This is a genomic window from Kribbella alba (assembly GCF_039529635.1).
GTDB lineage: Bacteria > Actinomycetota > Actinomycetes > Propionibacteriales > Kribbellaceae > Kribbella > Kribbella alba.
This window is the reverse complement of record NZ_BAAANE010000009.1, coordinates 103105-122615: the sequence shown is the minus strand read 5'-3', so window position 1 is coordinate 122615 and position 19511 is coordinate 103105. Positions and strand designations below refer to the sequence as shown.

Sequence of the window (19511 nt, the reverse complement as noted above, 5' to 3'; positions counted from 1 at the left end):
GTCGAGTCCCTCTCGTGACCGTGCTTCGGTGGTCGCGGGAGGGACGGTCGAGTACCGTTCGTGCTTGCCATGTCTAGTCACCTCCTCGCCGTGGTCGTGCCGGCGTTCATCCCCAGTCCCAGCCAAGGCGTCTGGCACCTCGGACCGCTGCCGCTTCGGGCCTACGCCATCTGCATCCTGGCCGGCATCTTCGCCGGCTACTGGCTCGGCCGGAAACGCTGGGTCGCCCGCGGCGGCTCGCCCGAGATCCTCGCCGACGTCATCATGTGGGCGGTGCCGTTCGGCCTGGTCGGCGCCCGGATCTACCACGTCATCACCGACAGCGAGCTGTACTTCGGTCCGGGCAAGCACCCGATCGACGCGCTGAAGATCTGGCACGGCGGGCTGGGCATCTGGGGGGCGGTCGCGTTCGGCGCGCTCGGCGCCTGGATCGCCTGCCGCCGGCACAAGGTCCCGTTCCTGGCCGTCGCGGACGCGATGGCGCCGGGGATCGCACTCGCCCAGGTGATCGGCCGGTTCGGCAACTACTTCAACCAGGAACTGTTCGGCAAACCCACCACGCTCCCGTGGGGCCTGGAGATCGACCTTGCGCACCGGCCGGAGGGCTACACCCAGTTCGCGACCTTCCACCCGACGTTCCTCTACGAAGCGATCTGGAACCTCGGTGTGATCGCCCTGGTCATCCTTGCTGATCGCCGCTTCAAGCTCGGCCACGGCCGCGCGTTCGCCCTGTACGTCGCCGGCTACACCGCCGGCCGCGCGTGGATCGAGAACCTGCGCATCGACACGGTCAACCATTTCCTCGGTCTCCGGTTGAACGTGTGGACTGCGCTGATCCTGTTCGTCGCCTCGGTCGTGTACCTGGTGCTGAGTGCCCGCCTCAAGCCCGGCCAGGAAGACATCTCCACCCCGTCCACCACCTCCGACGAGCCGTCGGACGGCGCGGATGCCGAGAAGGAGACGCCGACTGACGAGCCCTCTGCCGATTCCGTCGAGCAGGACTCGGCCGCTGATCTCAGCAAGAAGAGCGTCGCGGCTCCGGTGACCGAATCCGACCAGCCGTCTGACCCTGTGGAGGACCCGAAGGTCGAGGCAAAGGTCGGCGCCTCGCCGGGCCCGAAGTCCACAGCATCAGAGGCATCCGCAGCATCGGAAGCATCCGCTGCACCGGAGGCAGTGGCGGCTGCCTCGGAGCCAGGTGCCTCCGCGCCAGGGTCCGAGGACACCACTCCTGCAGCGTCCGTCGATCAGGCGAAGACCGACTCCTCACCCACGGACGGAACTCGTGACTGACAGCAGCAGTTCCCCGGCTGAAGGCGAAGAAACCACCTCGCCTTCCACCTCCGGCGTGCCGCCTGTCCCGGCGTCCGACGTACCGGCTGACCGGGTGGCAGGGGTTTCGGCTGACTTGCCGGGGGTGCCGGTAGTGCCTGCGGAAGGCGTGGCGGGTCGAGTTTCGGCAGAGCATTCGGGGGATCACACTCATCGGGATGTGACCGGTGGGTGGTTGCGGCCGGCGGTGTTCGGGGCGATGGACGGGCTGGTCTCGAACTTTGCCTTGATCGCGGGGATGGACGGTGGGACGCAGTCCGGTTCGCGGTTCATCGTGCTGGCGGGACTGGCCGGGCTGGCGGCCGGCGCTTTCTCGATGGCGGCGGGGGAGTACACCTCGGTCGCGTCACAGCGGGAGCTTGCCCACGCCGAGATCGAGGTCGAACGTCGCGAGATCCAGCTGCACCCCGGCGCCGAGGAGAGCGAACTCGCCGCGACCTACCGCGCCAAGGGTCTCGACCCGGACCTCGCGAGCAAGGTCGCCGAGCAGTTCCACGCGGACCCCGACCAGGCCCTCGAGGAACACGTCCGCGAGGAACTCGGCGTGGACCCCAACGACCTCCCGTCGCCGCTCCTGGCCGCCGCCTCGTCGTTCATCTGCTTCGCAGTCGGCGCGTTCGTCCCCGTCCTGCCCTACCTCCTCGGCGCCGGCAGCGTGATTCCTGCCCTGATCATGTCGCTCACCGCCCTCTTCATCTGCGGTGCCGTCGTCAGCCGCGTGACCACCCGCTCCTGGTGGTACTCCGGCCTGCGCCAACTCATCCTCGGCGCCGCCGCCGCGGGCCTCACCTACGCCGTCGGCGCCTTGGTGGGCCCAGGCATCGGCTGACCCCATGCTGACCACGCGCCGGGCGCAGTAGCGGGTTTCTTGGCCGATACCGCCAAAAGAAGGCGCTATTCGGCGAAAGACCCGCCATCCGAGGCGGCCTCGATGACCACATCGTCTCGGCGTACCCACAGATTCCGTACTGCGTGCCGCCAAGCCGGGCCCAACCGATCGACCCGGTCGAGCGCAACCCACCCTCCGCGGCCCGCAACGGTCTCCAGACGGTCGCGCAGGACTTGACGCGCACCCAGGGAGGCTCGGCCACATGAGCGCGCGCAAACCGCCCCAGCGCCCGCGCCAAGCCTGCCGGATCCGTCGGAGTCGCCGGGACCTGAGCCATCCAGATGGCGTTCCGAGTCGGCGTGGTGCCTCGGATCCGCGACCCCTGGCAGGAGCCGTTTGACCACCCAGCCGTCCGGTGTCAGCCAGACGCCGCCGTTGGATTGCCCGGTGCCTGCTGTGAGGGGCTTCCAGCCTGGCTGCATGGTCTCCACGGATAGCACAGACCTCGCTGGGAAGGTGCTGAAATTCACCTGGCATGGGTGGTGGGCGGAAGGGCTTGCTGGGACTATGGGTAGTGGAACAGTGAGCGCTTGCTTACAACGCGTCACTGTTGATTCTGAAAGGCGTTGTGACGGTGGAATGGCAGTCCACCAGTGGGGCGCCATGAGGTAGTCTCGGGACTCCCGGCTTGGGCCAATGTTGTCCCGCGGCCAGTTGTTGACCGTAGGACGACGGGAGCCCCTGAATGTATGGTCGCGCCCCCCTCTCAAACCAGCAGAGGCCGAGCGAGGGTCTGTACGACGGACGCCACGAGCATGACGCATGTGGTGTCGCCTTCGTCGCAACCCTGACCGGTGAACCGAGCCACGACATCGTGGCCAAGGCCTTGACCGCCCTGCGCAACCTCGAGCACCGCGGTGCCTCCGGCGCCGAACCCGATTCCGGCGATGGCGCCGGCATCCTGTTGCAGGTCCCCGACGCGTACTACCGCAAGGTGTGCGACTTCGAGTTACCCGTGCAGCGCAACTACGCGACCGGTATCGCCTTCCTCCCGCAGGAGGCGGATGACGCCGCCAAGGCTGTCGCCCGGATCGAGGAGCTCGCCGCCGAGGAGAACCTGACCGTCCTCGGCTGGCGCGACGTGCCGACGGACCCTGAGCTGCTGGGCTCGACCGCCCGCTCGGTGATGCCGGTGTTCCGCCAGCTGTTCGTCACGGCGACGGCCGGCCGGGTGCTCGGCCTCGCGCTGGAGCGGATGGCGTTCCGGCTGCGCAAGCGTGCCGAGCGGGAGACCGCGACGTACTTCCCGTCGTTGTCGGGCCGGACCATCATCTACAAGGGGATGCTGACCACCGACCAGCTGGACAAGTTCTTCCCCGAGCTGACCGACCCCGACCTCGCCTCGGCGATCGGCGTCGTGCACTCGCGGTTCTCCACCAACACCTTCCCGTCCTGGCCGCTGGCCCACCCGTACCGGTACATCGCCCACAACGGCGAGATCAACACCGTGCAGGGCAACCGGAACTGGATGCGGGCCCGCGAGGCGCTGCTGTCGAGCGACCTGATCCCCGGCGACCTGGAGCAACTGTTCCCGATCTGTACGCCGGAAGCGTCGGACTCGGCCTGGTTCGACGAGGTGCTGGAGCTCCTGCACCTGGGTGGTCGTTCGCTGCCGCACGCGATGCTGATGATGATCCCGGAGGCCTGGGAGAACGCCACGACGATGGACCCGAAGCGGCGCGCGTTCTACGAGTTCCACTCGACCCTGATGGAGCCGTGGGACGGACCCGCGTCGGTGGTCTTCAGCGACGGCACCAAGGTCGGCGCGGTGCTGGACCGCAACGGCTTGCGCCCGTCGAGGTACTGGGTCACCGAGGACGGACTCGTAGTACTGGCCTCCGAGGCCGGCGTGCTCGACCTCGACCCGGCCACCGTCACCCAGAAAGGCCGACTCGAGCCCGGCAAGATCTTCCTGGTCGACGTCGAGGCCCACCGGATCATCACCGACGACGAGGTGAAGTCGGCGCTGGCCAACGAACACCCGTACGACGAGTGGCTGCACGCGGGCCTGATCCGTTTCGAGAACCTGCAGGAGCGCGAGCACGTCGTTCACAGCCACGCCTCGGTGACCCGTCGCCAGCAGGTGTTCGGCTACACCGAGGAGGAGTTGCGCGTGCTCCTCACCCCGATGGCCAAGACCGGCGCGGAGCCGATCGGGTCGATGGGGACGGACACGCCGATCGCGGTGCTGAGCGATCGTCCCCGGCTGCTGTTCGACTACTTCGCCCAGCTGTTCGCGCAGGTGACCAACCCGCCGCTGGACGCGATCCGCGAGGAGCTCGTCACCTCGCTGTCGTCGTCGCTGGGGCCGGAGGGGAACCTGCTCAACCCCAGCCCGGCGTCCTGTCGTCAGGTGGTGCTGCCGTTCCCGGTGATCACCAACGACGAGCTGGCCAAGCTGCGGCACATCAACCTGGACGGCGACCTGCCGGGCCTCGCGACGACAGTGCTCCGGGGCGTCTACGCGGTCGAGGGCGGCGGGGCGTCGCTGAAGGCCCGGCTCGAGGAGATCTGCGCCGAGGCCGACGCGGCGATCGCGGACGGCGCCCGGATCCTGGTGCTGTCGGACCGGCACTCGAACGCCGAGAACGCGCCGATCCCGTCGCTGCTGTTGACCGCCGCGGTTCATCACCACCTGGTGAGGGAGAAGACCCGCACCCAGGTCGGCCTGGTCGTCGAGGCCGGTGACGTCCGAGAGGTCCACCACGTCGCGCTGCTGATGGGCTACGGCGCCGCCGCGGTGAACCCGTACCTGGCGCTGGAGTCCGTCGAGGACCTCTGCCGCCAGGGCACCTACCTGCCCGGGATCGAGCCGGAGCAGGCGGTCCGCAACCTGGTGAAGTCGCTGGGCAAGGGCGTGCTCAAGGTGATGTCGAAGATGGGCGTCTCCACCGTCGCGTCGTACACGGGTGCGCAGATCTTCGAGGCCAACGGCCTGTCGCCGGAGCTGGTCGACCTGTACTTCACCGGTACGTCGTCCAAGCTCGGCGGTGTCGGGCTGGACGTCATCGCCGAGGAGGTCCACCGCCGGCACCTGCGGGCGTACCCGGCTGACGGCATCCTCGCCGCGCACCGCAAGCTGGAGATCGGCGGCGAGTACCAGTGGCGTCGTGAGGGCGAGCCGCATCTGTTCGACCCCGAGACGGTGTTCCGGCTGCAGCACTCCACCCGCACCGGGCGCTACGACATCTTCAAGCAGTACACGGCTCGCGTGGACGAGCAGTCCGAGCGGCTGATGACGTTGCGCGGGTTGTTCGGGTTCAAGTCGGACCGTGGACCGATCAGCGTGGACGAGGTCGAGCCGGTCTCGGCGATCGTGCGCAGGTTCTCAACCGGCGCGATGAGCTACGGCTCGATCAGCGCCGAGGCCCACACCACGTTGGCGATCGCGATGAACCGGCTCGGCGGCAAGTCGAACACCGGCGAGGGCGGCGAGGACTCCGACCGGCTGAACGACCCGGCCAGGCGTAGCTCGATCAAGCAGGTCGCGTCCGGGCGCTTCGGCGTCACCGCGGAGTACCTGACCAACTCCGACGACATCCAGATCAAGATGGCGCAGGGAGCCAAGCCGGGCGAGGGCGGTCAACTGCCCGGGCAGAAGGTCTACCCGTGGGTGGCGAAGACGCGGCACTCGACGCCCGGCGTCGGCCTGATCTCGCCGCCGCCGCACCACGACATCTACTCGATCGAGGATCTGGCCCAGCTGATCCACGACCTGAAGAACGCGAACCCGTCCGCCCGGATCCACGTGAAGCTGGTTTCCGAGGTCGGCGTCGGCACCATTGCCGCCGGCGTCAGTAAGGCACACGCGGACGTAGTACTGATCTCTGGTCATGACGGTGGAACCGGTGCGGCTCCGCTGACCTCCCTGAAGCACGCGGGTGGTCCGTGGGAGCTCGGGCTGGCCGAGACGCAGCAGACCCTGCTGCTGAACGGCCTGCGCGACCGGATCGTCGTGCAGACGGACGGCCAGCTCAAGACCGGGCGGGACGTGGTGATCGCGGCCCTCCTCGGCGCCGAGGAGTACGGCTTCGCCACTGCACCGCTGGTCGTTTCCGGCTGCATCATGATGCGCGTCTGCCACCTGGACACCTGCCCGGTCGGCGTCGCGACCCAGAACCCGGTACTGCGTGAGCGGTTCGCCGGGAAGCCCGAGTTCGTGGTGAACTTCTTCGAGTTCATCGCCGAAGAGGTGCGGGAATACCTCGCCTCGCTCGGCTTCCGGTCGCTCGACGAGGCGATCGGTCACGCCGAGGTGCTCGACATCCAGCGCGCGGTCGACCACTGGAAGGCGGACGGGCTCGACCTGTCGCCGATCCTGCACGTGCCCTCGCTGCCGGAAGGTGCTTCGCTGCACCAGACCGTGCTGCAGGACCACGGCCTCGACAAGGCGCTCGACAACGAGTTGATCCGGATCTGTCGGCCTGCGCTCGAGTCAGGTGAACCTGTCCGCGCGCAACTGTCGATCCGCAACGTCAACCGGACCGTCGGCACCATGCTCGGCCACGAGATCACCAAGAGATACAAGGCCGCCGGGCTGCCGGACGGCACGATCGACCTGACCTTCACCGGGTCGGCCGGCAACTCGTTCGCCGCCTTCGTGCCCAGCGGCGTGACGCTGCGCCTCGAGGGTGACGCCAACGACTACGTCGGCAAGGGCCTGTCCGGTGGTCGCGTGGTGATCCGGCCGGACCGGCACGCGCGGTTCGACGCCGCCGACCAGATCATCGCCGGCAACGTCATCGCCTACGGCGCGACGTCCGGTGAGCTGTTCATCAATGGTGGCGTGGGGCAACGCTTCTGCGTGCGCAACTCCGGCGCCACCGCCGTGGTCGAGTCGGTCGGCGACCACGCCTGCGAGTACATGACGGGTGGTCGCGTCGTGGTGATCGGCGCGGTCGGCCGTAACTTCGCAGCGGGCATGTCGGGCGGCGTGGCCCACGTGCTCGACCTGGATCCCGCGTTGGTGAACCCGGAGCTGGTCGACCTGCTCCCGCTCACCGACGAGGAGTCCGACCTGTTGTACGACCTGGTCCGCAGGCACCACGAGGAGACCGGTTCGGAGCGGGCGGCGAAGCTGCTCGGCGACTGGTCGGCGGCAGGTCCCCGGTTCACAACGGTGATGCCCCGCGACTACGCCCGGGTGCTCGCAGCCAAGGCGGCTGCCGAGCGGGACGGGCTGGACGAGGACGCCACCACGCGAGCGATGATGGAGGCCATCTGATGGCTGACCCGAAGGGATTCCTGACCACCCCGCGCGAGGTCGCGGAACGCCGCCCGGTGGCGGAGCGCGTGCAGGACTGGAAAGAGGTCTACCCCGGTGGGGCCGGTAGGTCGCTGCTGCCGATCATCACCAAGCAGGCCGGCCGGTGCATGGACTGCGGTATCCCGTTCTGCCACTCGGGCTGCCCGCTGGGCAACCTGATCCCGGAATGGAACGACCTGGTCTGGCGCGACGACTGGTCCGGCGCGATCGAGCGGCTGCACGCGACGAACAACTTCCCGGAGTTCACCGGGCGGCTCTGCCCGGCGCCGTGTGAACCGGCCTGCGTGCTGGGGATCAACCAGGAACCGGTCACGATCAAGAACGTCGAGGTCGCGATCATCGACAAGGCGTGGGACTCCGGCGACGTCCGGCCCCAGCCGCCGGAATGGCTGACCGGCAGGACGATCGCGGTCGTCGGCTCCGGCCCTGCCGGTCTCGCCGTCGCGCAGCAGCTGACCCGGGCAGGTCACACGGTCGCCGTCTACGAACGGGCGGACGCCCCCGGCGGTCTGCTCCGCTACGGCATCCCCGAGTTCAAGATGGAGAAGCTGCAGGTCGAGCGGCGGATCCAGCAGATGAAGGAGGAGGGCACCGTCTTCCGTTCCGGCGTCAACGTCGGCGTGGACGTCACCGGCACCCAGCTGAAGCAGCGGTACGACGCTGTCGTCATCGCCACAGGTGCTACTGCGGCCCGGGACCTGCCGGTGCCTGGACGCGAGTTCGGCGGTATCCACCAAGCGATGGAGTACCTGCCGCAGGCGAACCGGGTCGCACTCGGTGAGACGGTGGAGAACCAGATCGTTGCTACTGGCAAAGATGTGGTGATCATCGGTGGCGGTGACACCGGTGCGGACTGCTTGGGCACGGCTCACCGGCAGCGCGCTCGCAGTGTGACGCAGTTGGAGATCATGCCGAGACCTTCGGACGAGCGGCCGAGCGGACATCCCTGGCCGACCTACCCGATGATCTACCGGGTCGCCTCGGCGCACGAGGAGGGCGGCGAGCGGGTCTACGCCGTCTCGACGAACAACTTCACCGCCGATACCGACGGCAATGTTGCTGGCCTGAACCTGGTCGAGGTGGAGCTGGTCGACGGCCGCTTCACCCCCGTCGAGGGCTCCGAGCGGACCATTCCGGCTCAGCTGGTGCTGCTGGCGATGGGCTTCCTCGGTCCCGAGCGCGAGGGTTTCCTCGAGCAGTTGGGTGTCGAACTGGACGAACGCGGCAACGTGAAGCGGGACAAGTCCTACCAGACGTCGGTTCCCGGCGTCTTCGCCTGCGGCGACGCCGGCCGGGGCCAGTCGCTGATCGTCTGGGCGATCGCCGAAGGCCGCTCCTGCGCCGCCGGCGTCGACACCCACCTCACCGGCTCCTCCACCCTGCCCACGCCCATCCCGCCCACGGCCCGCCCGCTGGTCGTCTAGCCCGGCTGCTCTCGTTGTTCTTCTCACCCAGGAAACCAAGGGCCGGCGGGACACTAGTTGCCCACAGCCCACAACTGTGGGTGAGAAGAACGAACGGACGCTACGGTCAGCCGGGCAACCCCGCTCCGGTAGGAGCGGGGTTGTCCGGAGTACGAAGAGCCGCCACGGAACGAGATGCGACGGTTTGCTCAGCGCAATAGGTTGGTGGGTGTGTCCGGACCATTGCTGACCAGGTCCCGGCTCCGCAGAGCGGTGCCGTGGGCTTTACTGGTTCTGCTCTGGTTCGCCGTCTCCGCCGCCGTCGGTGTGCTCGGTTTCGCGAACGACTCGGAGCGGGTCACGATCGGCGCGCACGCCGCGCAGGTCTCGCCCACGTTCGACGGTCACGCCACGCTCGACCTCGGCGCCGTCCTGCCGCGACTACGGATCAAGAGCAGTTCCCCGGCGAATCTCGGCGTCAACATCGATGTCCAGGAGACCGACGCCAGCAACCTCACCGACCTGCTCAACCGCGACGCCCTGATCGCCAGCCAGCCGGACGGTGAGGTCGCCCGGATCAGCCAGGTCATCCGCGAGATGGCCGTCGACAATGCCGTCGCCGGAGCCGGATCGGGTCTGCTCGTGGCCGTCGTCGTCGCCACCGTCTGGGCGATGCTCGGCCCGCGCCGTCGCCGTGAACTGTTCGTCCTGCTGCACAGTTCGGAGCGCCGCGTGCAGCACCGAGCGGTCGTAGTACTGGTCGCGATGCTGATCACCATCGCCTCGATCTTCGGCCCCGGGCAGATGCGCACCCCCGAGATCCAGCCGACCGGGTGGCGCCCGCTCGCCGAGTTGCTGCCCGAGCTCTCCTTCGACGAACGACTCAAGGGCGTCGAGGTCGCGTCCGGCTTCTCCACCACCGGCGGTGTCGGCATCATCCGTACTGCGGTGCAGACCTACGAGCGGTCGACCGAGTTCTACGGCCAACTGAAGGATCGGGTCCAACTGGTCGGCGGGCGGATCCACCAGGCGGCTGAGGGGGAGACCGTCGCGCTGCTGGTGTCCGACCGGCACGACAACATCGGGATGGACCCGTTCGCGGCCGAGGTCGGCAGGATCGCCGGAGCCAAGGTGCTGATCGATGCAGGTGACGACTCCTCCTCGGGCCAGGCCTGGGAGGTGTTCAGCATCAACTCCCTGGCGCAGCACTTCAAAAACTTCAAGGTGGTCTCGGTCGCGGGCAACCACGACGCCGGCGGCTTCATCGAAGAGGCCATGCGCAAGAACAAGTTCACCGTGCTGGACAGCAAGCCGGTCGAGGTGGACGGGATCCGCTTCCTGGGTGACAGCGATCCGACCAAGACCGGCCTGGGCAGCGCGGACGCCCCGGGGGACGAGACGACCACGCAGCAGTCCGCGCGGCTGGCGGAGATCGCCTGCTCGCAACCGGCGAAGGAGCCGATCTCCACGTTCGTAGTCCATGACCCGGCGTCCTTCCAGGACACGGCGACTCGGGGCTGCGCCGATCTGTTGCTGTCGGGGCATCTGCATCGCCAGGTCGGCCCGGAGACGAAGATCCTCGAGGGCCGGGCCGTGACCACCTTCACCAACTCGACCACCGGGGGAGCGGCGTACGCGTTCGCCCTCGGCTATACGTTGCGCCGTCCGGGCGAGGTCACGCTGATCACCTACGTGCAAGGCAAACCGGTCGGCCTGCAGACCGTGACGGTCGAGCTGACCGGCCAGATCACCGTCGGCACGTACCGCCCGATCCCAGGCTGACATCGTCTGTTGACCGCTCGGAAACGGGGGCGGACCAGCGGGCGAGTGGTCTTGTAGGGGTAGTGTTTTGTGACGTGCGTCGCGCAAAGATCGTTTGTACGCTCGGCCCGGCTACGGCCGCCCCCGAGCGTGTCCTGGAACTCGTCCAAGCAGGCATGGACGTCGCTCGGCTCAATCTGAGCCACGGCGCCCACGCCGAGCATGAGCGCATCTATCAGCGGATCCGCACTGCAGCGGCCGAGACCGGCAAGAACGTCGGCATCATGGTTGACCTGCAGGGCCCGAAGATCCGGCTGGCGGAGTTCGCCGAGGGGAAGGTCACCCTGACCTACGGCGAGCGCTTCACCATCACCACCCGGGAGGTTCCGGGTGACGCCACCATCTGCGGTACGACCTACGACGGCCTGCCGGGTGACGTCAAACCGGGTGATCAGCTGCTCATCGACGACGGCCGGATCGCCCTCGTCGCCGAGGAGGTGACGCAGACCGACGTGATCTGCCGCGTCGTCGTCGGCGGGCCGGTGTCCAACCACAAGGGCATCAACCTGCCCGGTGTCGCGGTAAGCGTGCCGGCGATGTCGGAGAAGGATGTGGAGGACCTGCGCTGGGCCCTGCACCTGCCGGCCGACATGATCGCGCTGTCCTTCGTGCGGGATGGCTCCGACATCCAGTTGGTGCACAAGATCATGGACGAGGAAGGTCACCGGGTACCGGTGATCGCCAAGATCGAGAAGCCGCAGGCGGTCGCCAACCTGGACGAGATCATCGAGGCCTTCGACGGCTTCATGGTCGCCCGCGGCGACCTCGGCGTGGAACTCCCGCTGGAGGAGGTCCCGCTGGTGCAGAAGCTGATCATCGACCAGGCCCGCCTGAACGCGAAGCCGGTGATCGTCGCGACCCAGATGCTGGAGTCGATGATCTCCGCACCGCGGCCGACGCGCGCGGAGGCGTCCGACGTCGCGAACGCGGTACTCGACGGCGCCGACGCGGTGATGCTGTCCGGAGAGACCAGCGTCGGCCGGTTCCCGATCGAGACCGTGAAGACGATGGCGCGGATCGTCGCGTCGACCGAGGAGCACGGCCTCGGCCGGGTCGCGGAGATCGAGTGGGAGCCGCGCACCAAGGGCGGCGTGATCGCGAAGGCCGCGGCCGATGTCGCCGAGCGGATGGAGGCGAAGTACCTGATCGCCTTCACCCAGAGCGGCGACACCGCCCTCCGGCTGGCCCGCTACCGCACCGAGATCCCGGTGCTCGCCTTCACCCCGGTCCCGTCGGTCAGCGCCTGGCTCAGCGTGGTGTGGGGCATCGAGACCCACATCGTCCCGACCGTCCAGCACACCGACGACATGGTCCGCCAGGTCGACCAGCGCCTGCTGGAACTCGGCAAGCTCGACAAGGGCGACCTGGTCGTCATCGTCGCCGGCAGCCCGCCCAGCATCCCCGGCTCCACCAACGCCCTCCGAGTCCACCGTATGGGGGACGCCATCTCGGGCGTAGCGCCTGCCTACCGCACCTGAGCCCCGCGTCTCCTGGTCCCGCCACCTCCCAGGTGGCGGGACCAACTCGCTGCCCTAGAAGGTGCGCGAAAGGGTGCGTAGGCCAGCCGCCCATTCGAACAGCCCGGGCAAGCGGTCGGGTCGAACTCAGGGCGCGCGGCTGCGCCGGCAACGGACCGTCGCGTGTACCGACCGACAGGTAGATGTCGGGACGGGGCGCTGCCCAGCCACGCGCGGAGCCTACGACGTACCGGCGGAACCGCACTACGTCCTGTTCTTCCGTACAGAGGCCCGCCCAACCGCGCCCACGAGTTGGTCTTTACCCGCGTGGATGGACCGTGGATAAGTTTGGGAAAGGGGGCGCGCCCGCGACGCGGCGGTTCCTCGTGGCGAGCCAGGTGAATCTGGCGCCACCGCGGTTCGGTTGGTCCACCGGAGTTGTACGAAAGCCCACAACTGTGAGCAGCATCTGGGGCCAGAGCAGCCCAGCCTGAATTCGAACGATCTGTGCCCTGGGTGGGATTCGAACCCACACTGTACGCAGTTTGAGTGCGCCCTCTCTGCCGTTGGAGTACCAGGGCTTTGCGCCCAAGATCCTAGCCCATCAGAGGGGCGGATACGTGACAGGGGCACGCTGTTCGCTCGAACGATCTCGCCTTGCGGTGATTGCATCCGGCACTGGATATCTTCTTATTTTCTTGGCCTCCTGGCAAATCGATATCGCTGCGCCACGCCTCCGGAATTGTCGGCGGCCGCAGCCATGATCAGATTCCGCTCGCAAGAAGCGGTCGACTCGGACCTTCGGCTGTCGGACGAGGGCGTCAGTGACCGCGTGAACGCCGAGATCCATGGTGTGGCGATCAAGACCATCCGTCGATGGCGACGGGTGTACCAACGTGAGGGGCGCCAGCGCCGGCTCGGCTTCCAGGGCACACCTTGCCCCCGGTGTGACGGCGCCGACCTTGACGAGGCAGCGTACGCATTACTGCTGGGCTGGTACCTCGGCGATGGCCACATCGTCGCGGCAAGGCGTGGCGTCTACACGTTGCAGATCGCGAACGATCAGAAGTATCCCCAGCTGAACCAAGAGATCGCCGCGACGATCAGACTGGTCAAGCAGACGGCGAGCCCTTGCCTGCGAGGCGGCTCCACAGCTATCAGGATCGAAGCGCGGTGGAAGCACTGGCCGTGCCTGTTCCCGCAGCACGGGCCTGGGCGCAAGCACCTGCGGAAGATCGAGTTGGCCGAGTGGCAGCAGGCGATAGTTGCCAAATACCCCGATCAGTTGCTGCGCGGCCTCTTCCACTCAGACGGGTCCCGGTTCGTCAACTGGGCCAGCAAGCCGACCGCGGACGGCGGCACCAAGCGGTACTACTACGTTCGCTACATGTTCTCCAACGAGTCGGAGGACATTCGCAACATTCTCACGGACACCCTGGACTTGTTGGGCATTCCATGGCGAAAGCCGCGTCGGAACGTCGTGGCCGTCAGTCGGAAGGAGGGGGTGGCGGCGTTGGACGGGTTCGTGGGGCCGAAGGCATGAGGGGGTCGATAGGGTGTGGGGTGTGACTGCTAAGCGTGTGGTGATCGCTGAGGACGAGGCGCTGATCCGGATGGATCTGGCCGAGATGCTGGCCGAGGAGGGGTACGACGTCGTCGGGCAGGCCGGTGATGGCGAGGAGGCTATCCGGCTGGCGACCGAGCATCGGCCGGATCTGGTGATCCTGGACGTGAAGATGCCCAAGCTGGACGGGCTCAGCGCGGCCGAGAAGATCGCCGGCGACCGGATCGCCCCGGTGCTGATGCTGACGGCGTTCTCGCAGCGCGAACTGGTGGAGCGCGCTCGCGACGCAGGCGCCATGGCCTACCTGGTGAAACCGTTCTCCAAGGCGGATCTGCTGCCTGCGATCGAGATCGCGAGTTCCCGGTACGTCGAGCTCGCCGAGTTGGAGCGTGAGGTCGCCGACCTCGCGGACCGGCTGGAGACCCGCAAGCTGGTGGATCGGGCGAAGAGCGTGCTGCAGACGAAGTTCGGGCTGTCCGAGCCGGATTCCTTCCGGTGGATCCAGAAGACAGCGATGGACAAGCGGGTGTCGATGCGTCAAGTCGCCGAACTGGTGGTGACGGAGAGCGGCGACTAGTCGCAATCTCCTTGTGCTATAGGCGATCGGTTGGTGGCACACGGTGATGTAAGGGCTCAAGGCATCAATTGACAATTGCCGGTCGAGTGTTGACCGAACATCTTCGCCTTGCTGCAATAACGAAGCCGTAACGCGGCGGCCAGATCTGTCGACACATAGGCAGGCGGACTGTAGACCTGTCACCACTCCGGGCCGGGGGGTGATCACTCCTGTATGGCCCACATCCGGTAGCCCGGACCACGGGTATGGAAGGGAAGGCGCAAGTTGAGGCCGAAGATCGCACGCTTCGGCGGCGTAGTTGCCGCGGGACTGGCAGTAACTCTGACTCTGGCCGGCTGTGCAGGCTCGAGCAATGACAACAGCAGCGGCGGCGGTGACGTCACCGAGATCAAGGTCGGCTTCATGGGGGACCTGACCGGCGAGAACTCCGCGATCGTGATTCCGCCTCGCGACGGGGCGAAGATGGCGATCAAGGAGTACAACGACAAGAACCCCAAGGTGAAGATCACCTTGGTGGAGTACGACAGCCAGGGGAAGCCGGACCAGGCGACGCCGTTGGTCCAGAAGGCGATCAGCTCCGACAAGATCTCCGCACTGATCGGCCCGGCCTTCTCCGGTGAGTCGAAGGCCGTCGGGGCGATCCTGGAGCAGGGCAAGATCCCGAGCGTTTCGCCGTCGGCCACCAACCCCGGTCTGGCGAAGAACGGCTGGACCTACTGGCACCGCGTGGTCGCGAACGACGACGACCAGGGTCCGGGTGTCGCGGGCTTCCTGGTCAAGGCGAAGAGCCCGAAGAAGGCCTTCGTGCTGAGCGACGACCAGGAGTACAGCGTCGGTCTGGCTGACGCCTTCGAGAAGGAGTTCAAGGCCAAGGGCGTCACCGTCCAGCGGGACAAGTTCTCCAAGGACGCCTCGGACTACTCGTCGACGGTTTCCAAGGTGAAGGCAGCGAACCCGGACGTGATCGCCTTCGGCGGTTACTACGCCCAGGGCGGCCGGTTGCTGAAGCAGCTCCGTGACGGCGGTGTCACCGCGACCTTCGCCACCGGCGATGGCTCGCTGGACGCTCAGCTGGTCTCGGGTGCGGGCGCCAAGGCGGCTGAGGGTGCGGTCATCGGGTGCCCCTGCAAGATTCCGTTCGGTGCGGCCGAGGGTCCGCTGAAGACCTTCAAGGACAACTTCAAGGCCGCGACCGGCAACGAGCCGGCGATCTACGCGACCGAGGGGTATGACGCCGCCACCGCCATCATCAAGGCGGTCGAGGCGGGCAACACCACCGGCGAGAAGATCAACGAGTTCCTGAAGACGGTGAGCTTCGAAGGCATCTCCAAGCCGATCAAGTTCAAGGCGAACGGCGAGCCGGAGTCGAACGAGATCTTCGTGTACGAGGTCAAGAGCGGCGCCATCGCGCTCCTCGGCAGCGCGGCAGAGGCGAAGCTCAGCTAAGTCTCGGACGGCAGGCAACACGAGGATGCCCGCGGAGCGGGAGCACATGTCGAGAATGTGTGCTCCCGCTCCCACCACGACAGCGGCCGACAGCCGCTCCGCCCGTAAGGCTCAACATGCTTCATGACTTCATCCAGCAGATCGGTCCCAGCACGGTAGGCGGGCTGGCGGTCGGCGCGATCTACGCACTCGTTGCCCTCGGCTACACGATGGTCTACGGCGTACTGCGGCTGATCAACTTCGCCCACTCCGAGATCTTCATGATCGGGACCTTCGCCTCGTTGCTGGTCTTCACCACCCTCGGCATCTCCGGTCCGCTCACCGGGATCGCGCTGGTCGGGTTGCTGGTGTTGACCATGCTGGTGGCGATGGCAGCGTCAGGCGGCGCCGCGATCGTGCTCGAACGGGTGGCCTACCGGCCGTTGCGGAAGAAGGGTGCCTCGCGATTGGCGGCGCTCATCTCCGCGATCGGCGCGTCCCTGTTCCTGCAGGAGATCTTCGCGTTGTGGGTGATCCCGAAGGTCTTCCACAAGCCCGGCCGCAACCAGACCTCCGTACCGCGGATCGTCGATCGCGAAACGGTGTTCACCATCGGCAACGCGACCGTCCGCACGGACCACCTGATCATCATCATCGCCGCGGTCATCATGATGGTCGGGCTGGACCAGCTCGTCCGCCGGACCCGTATCGGGCGCGGTATCCGCGCCACCGCCCAGGACCCGGAGGCGGCCGTGCTGATGGGTGTCAACATCGACACCATCGTCCGGGTGACCTTCGTCCTCGGTGGCGCGATGGCCGGCGTGGCCGGAGTGCTGTACGCGATGGAGTTCGAGAACATCCAGTACAACGTCGGCTTCATCCTCGGGATCAAGGCGTTCACCGCAGCCGTCCTCGGCGGCATCGGAAACCTCCGCGGCGCTCTGCTGGGTGGGATCATTCTCGGCCTGATCGAGAACTGGGGCGCGATCTTCCTGGGCTCGCAGTGGAAGGACGTCATCGCATTCGTCATGCTGGTGCTGATCCTGATGTTCCGGCCGACCGGAATCCTCGGCGAATCGCTTCAGCGGGCACGGGCGTGAGGGGCATCTGATGACTGAGAACCGAAACCCGCTCGTTGCGATCCGACACCAGGCCGGAAGTCTGGCCGACAGCCTGCGGCACCGCTGGGACAACGCCAAGGTGTGGCAGCGCTACCTGACCTACATCGCGCTCGTGGTCTTCGCCCTGATCCTGCCGGCACCCTGGATCGGATCGTTCATGTCGCCGGACAGCGACTGGACCACGATCCTGATTCACCCGATCGGCACCTACATGTTGCTGGCGATCGGCCTGAACGTCGTCGTCGGCCAGGCCGGCCTGCTGGACCTGGGGTATGTGGCCTTCTTCGCGATCGGCGGCTACTCGCTGGCGTACTTCGGTACGCAGTACGGGTGGGACTTCTGGGCGACGCTGGTGATGGGCACCATCATCACCGGAGCCGCGGGGGTCATCCTCGGAGCGCCCACCCTGAGGCTGCGCGGCGACTACCTCGCCATCGTCACGCTGGGATTCGGCGAGATCGTCCGGATCACGGCCAACAACACCGACGCGATCGGTGGCGCCCGCGGGATCACCAACATCCCGCACCCGCCGCCGCTGTTCGGGATGGAGTTCGCGCTCGACCCGGCGCCGTACTACTACCTGATCCTCGTGGTCATCATCGCTGTGATCGTGTTCGCCAAGCGGCTCGAGAAGAGCCGCGTGGGCCGCGCCTGGGCAGCGATCCGCGAGGACGAGGACGCAGCCGAGCTGATGGGGGTCCCGACCTTCAAGTTCAAGCTGCTCGCGTTCGCGATCGGCGCGATGATCGGTGGCCTGGCCGGCACCGTGTGGGCCGGCAAGGTGATCTTCATCGAGCCGAACAACTTCCCGTTCATCCTGTCCGCGACGATCCTGAGTGCGGTCGTTCTGGGCGGCGCGGGCAACATCCCCGGCGTCATGCTCGGCGCGTTCCTGATCGCCTGGATCCCCGAGCGGCTGAGGTTCCTGGCCGACTACCGGATCCTGATCTTCGGGGCGGTCCTGGTGATCATGATGGCGTACCGGCCGGAGGGCATCCTGCCGTCCACCCGTCGGCGGGCCGAGCTCGCCGAGGGAACCGGCGGCATGGGCACGATGGGTGCCGAGGTGGCCGCACCGACGGCCGACCCGGAGGTGGCCAAGTGACGAATCCGACCGAGACGACGGCGGCCGCGGCGGCCGCGGGCACCCCGCTGGCCGAACCGCTGCTGGAGATCGACAACGTCACGATGCAGTTCGGTGGTGTGGTCGCGCTCAAGGAGGCCGCGATCACCGTGAACACCGGCGAGATCTTCGCGCTGATCGGCCCGAACGGCGCCGGGAAGACGACCGTGTTCAACGTCGTCACCGGCGTTTACCGGCCGACCTCGGGGCAGGTGCGCTTCGCCGGGCGCCGGATCGACGGCATGAAGCGGTTCCAGGTGACCAAGGGCGGCGTCGCCCGGACGTTCCAGAACATCCGCTTGTTCCACAACATGTCGGCGCTGGAGAACGTGATGGTCGGCGCCGACGCCCATCACCGGACCGGCGCCGTCGGGGCGGTCCTCAACCTCCCATGGCATCGGCGCGAGGAGCGCGGCGGCCGTGAGTTGGCCAGGGAACTGCTCGACTTCGTGGGCATCGGCAGACGCTCCAGCGACACTGCCAAGAACCTGCCGTACGGCGATCAGCGACGGCTCGAGATCGCCCGAGCACTGGCCACGGATCCGAAGATCCTGCTGCTCGACGAGCCCGCCGCGGGTATGAACCCCGCCGAGAAGGAGTCCTTGCAGGATCTGATCCGCAAGATCAGGGACAGCGGGCGGACCGTGCTGCTGATCGAGCACGACATGGGACTGGTCATGCACATCAGCGACCGCGTCGCAGTACTGGACTTCGGTCAGTTGATCGCCGAGGGAACGCCGGCTGTGGTGCAACGCAATCCTGCCGTGATCGAGGCTTACCTGGGGGCGTCCGATGCTTCTTGAGATCGAGGACATTCACGTCCACTACGGAAAGATCGGGGCGCTGAAGGGCGTCTCGATCCAGGTCGACGAGGGTGAGATCGTCACCCTCATCGGTGCCAACGGCGCAGGCAAGACCACGACCCTCAAGACCATCTCTGGCCTCCGCCCGTTGACCAGCGGGCGGATCACCTTCGAAGGCCAGGACATCTCGAAGGTGGCGGGTCACGTCCGGGTCCGGCGCGGGATCGGCCAGTCACCGGAGGGTCGGGGCATCTTCCCGGGGATGACCGTGCAGGAGAACCTGTTCATGGGGTCCTATGCCCGCAAGGACAGCCCGGCCAAAGAACTCGCGGAGGTCTACGAGCTGTTCCCGCGGCTGTCGGAACGCAAGGACCAGGTCGGCGGCACGATGTCCGGCGGCGAGCAGCAGATGCTCGCCATCGGACGGGCGCTGATGACCAAGCCGAAGGTGCTGCTGCTGGACGAGCCCTCGATGGGCCTGGCGCCGCTGCTCGTGGCGCAGATCTTCTCGATCATCAAGGAGATCAACGACCGGGGGACGACGGTTCTGCTGGTCGAGCAGAACGCCCGCCAGGCGCTTCAGGTCGCCCACCGCGCGTACGTGCTGGAAACCGGCCAGGTAGTGAAGAGTGCACCGGCGCACGAACTGCTGGACGATCCGTCCGTGCGCGCCGCGTATCTGGGTGGCGATCTGGGGATCGACACCGCCTGATCGCCTACGCCGCCGGCA

The 19511-nt window shown here is 67.2% G+C and carries 13 protein-coding genes and 1 tRNA gene; 13 read left to right on the top strand and 1 reads right to left on the bottom strand.

Annotation, left to right across the window (positions count from 1 at the left end; genetic code table 11):
- Positions 1-69: 69 nt before the first annotated feature.
- The 6 genes from lgt to pyk all read left to right on the top strand — a co-directional run bounded on the left by lgt (position 70) and on the right by pyk (position 12189).
- The gene (gene lgt / locus ABD210_RS25310; protein WP_344114593.1) at positions 70-1293 is read left to right on the top strand and encodes a prolipoprotein diacylglyceryl transferase; all 1224 of its coding nucleotides are present in this window, start codon (positions 70-72) and stop codon (positions 1291-1293) included.
- 199 nt (positions 1294-1492) lie between these two features.
- Complete coding sequence (locus tag ABD210_RS25305) at positions 1493-2161, top strand: VIT1/CCC1 transporter family protein (RefSeq protein ID WP_344114592.1); 669 nt, start codon at positions 1493-1495, stop codon at positions 2159-2161.
- Positions 2162-2906: 745 nt separating this feature from the next.
- On the top strand, positions 2907-7445 hold the full coding sequence (gene gltB / locus ABD210_RS25300) for a glutamate synthase large subunit (protein WP_344114591.1): 4539 nt from the start codon (positions 2907-2909) through the stop codon (positions 7443-7445).
- Positions 7445-8911 (top strand): glutamate synthase subunit beta, encoded by a 1467-nt coding sequence (locus ABD210_RS25295; protein WP_344114590.1) that lies wholly within the window; start codon positions 7445-7447, stop codon positions 8909-8911. Before gltB ends, ABD210_RS25295 begins: the two co-directional genes overlap by 1 nt.
- Before the next feature lie 210 nt (positions 8912-9121).
- Positions 9122-10672: a metallophosphoesterase family protein gene (locus ABD210_RS25290; protein WP_344114589.1), complete on the top strand. Its 1551-nt coding sequence runs from the start codon at positions 9122-9124 to the stop codon at positions 10670-10672.
- Positions 10673-10746: 74 nt separating this feature from the next.
- On the top strand, positions 10747-12189 hold the full coding sequence (gene pyk / locus ABD210_RS25285) for a pyruvate kinase (RefSeq protein ID WP_344114588.1): 1443 nt from the start codon (positions 10747-10749) through the stop codon (positions 12187-12189).
- A 487-nt stretch (positions 12190-12676) separates the two neighbouring features.
- Here pyk and ABD210_RS25280 read toward each other — a convergent pair.
- Positions 12677-12749, bottom strand: a tRNA-Leu gene (locus ABD210_RS25280).
- 179 nt (positions 12750-12928) lie between these two features.
- On the opposite strand from ABD210_RS25280, the gene ABD210_RS25275 reads away from it, so the two are divergent.
- The 7 genes from ABD210_RS25275 to ABD210_RS25245 all read left to right on the top strand — a co-directional run bounded on the left by ABD210_RS25275 (position 12929) and on the right by ABD210_RS25245 (position 19493).
- Positions 12929-13711 carry a transcriptional regulator gene (locus ABD210_RS25275; RefSeq protein ID WP_344114587.1) on the top strand — a complete coding sequence of 261 codons (783 nt, stop codon included), beginning with the start codon at positions 12929-12931 and terminating at the stop codon, positions 13709-13711.
- A gap of 13 nt (positions 13712-13724) precedes the next feature.
- Positions 13725-14309, top strand: coding sequence for an ANTAR domain-containing response regulator (locus ABD210_RS25270; RefSeq protein WP_425552733.1), 585 nt, complete (start codon positions 13725-13727; stop codon positions 14307-14309).
- Positions 14310-14573: 264 nt separating this feature from the next.
- The gene (locus ABD210_RS25265; protein WP_344114585.1) at positions 14574-15755 is read left to right on the top strand and encodes a branched-chain amino acid ABC transporter substrate-binding protein; all 1182 of its coding nucleotides are present in this window, start codon (positions 14574-14576) and stop codon (positions 15753-15755) included.
- 116 nt (positions 15756-15871) lie between these two features.
- On the top strand, positions 15872-16834 hold the full coding sequence (locus tag ABD210_RS25260; protein WP_344114584.1) for a branched-chain amino acid ABC transporter permease: 963 nt from the start codon (positions 15872-15874) through the stop codon (positions 16832-16834).
- A 10-nt stretch (positions 16835-16844) separates the two neighbouring features.
- The gene (locus ABD210_RS25255) at positions 16845-17960 is read left to right on the top strand and encodes a branched-chain amino acid ABC transporter permease (RefSeq protein ID WP_344114583.1); all 1116 of its coding nucleotides are present in this window, start codon (positions 16845-16847) and stop codon (positions 17958-17960) included.
- Positions 17957-18781 (top strand): ABC transporter ATP-binding protein, encoded by an 825-nt coding sequence (locus ABD210_RS25250; RefSeq protein ID WP_344114582.1) that lies wholly within the window; start codon positions 17957-17959, stop codon positions 18779-18781. The genes ABD210_RS25255 and ABD210_RS25250 overlap by 4 nt, the downstream gene beginning before the upstream one ends.
- Complete coding sequence (locus ABD210_RS25245; protein WP_344114581.1) at positions 18771-19493, top strand: ABC transporter ATP-binding protein; 723 nt, start codon at positions 18771-18773, stop codon at positions 19491-19493. The genes ABD210_RS25250 and ABD210_RS25245 overlap by 11 nt, the downstream gene beginning before the upstream one ends.
- Positions 19494-19511: the final 18 nt, after the last annotated feature.